Source organism: Rhizobacter sp. P1_G5 (assembly GCF_056405435.1).
Window position 1 is genome coordinate 1 of the sequence record NZ_JBFUCB010001197.1, and the last position, 578, is coordinate 578.

A 578-nucleotide genomic window follows, 5' to 3' on the forward strand; every position below is an offset into this window, starting at 1 on the left:
ATGCGTGTTGCCGCGGTCGGCGCCGAGCAGGCTGCAGTCGGGCACGTAGTGGTAGCCGCCGGGGATCGCGAGCGCCGCGTCCAGCGCGAACAGCACCGGCAGCCGGCTCGGGCGCTGCGGATCGATGCCCTCCTCCTTGCAGCTCCAGAGCCACGCGCGCCGCAACCCCGCCTTGCGGTCGCCGTCCGCGCTGCCCGGCCCGAGCGCCTGCGCCGGCGTGTGGTGCAGCATGCGGCCGAAGGCGCGCCGGCAGAACGCGTCGTAGCTTCGGGTGTGCAGGATGAACTCGTGCCACAGCGCATCGACCACGCGCGACGGCATCGCGACGAAGCCGCCGCGCGAGCGCGCACAGGCGACGAAGAACTGGCGCAGCCCGCGCTCCACCTCGCCCAGCGCCTTGTCGTCCAGCGCCGGGTAGAGGCGGCGCAGCTTGCCGCGCAGGAAGGCCGGAAAGGCCTCTGCGCGGATCACGCGCAGGCCCGAGCGCTCGCGCCAGGCCACCCAGGCCCGCCTCGCCAGCCACACGCCCAGCGTGCCGGCCACGAGCACGAACAACAGGCGGGTCACGGATGTCGATG

1 protein-coding gene is annotated in these 578 nt (G+C 73.9%); it reads right to left on the reverse strand.

Annotated features, from left to right (window positions below):
• A partial coding sequence (locus tag AC1D12_RS34940; protein WP_477845621.1) for a glycine-rich domain-containing protein occupies positions 1–567 on the reverse strand: 567 nt, incomplete at its 3' end.
• Positions 568–578: the final 11 nt, after the last annotated feature.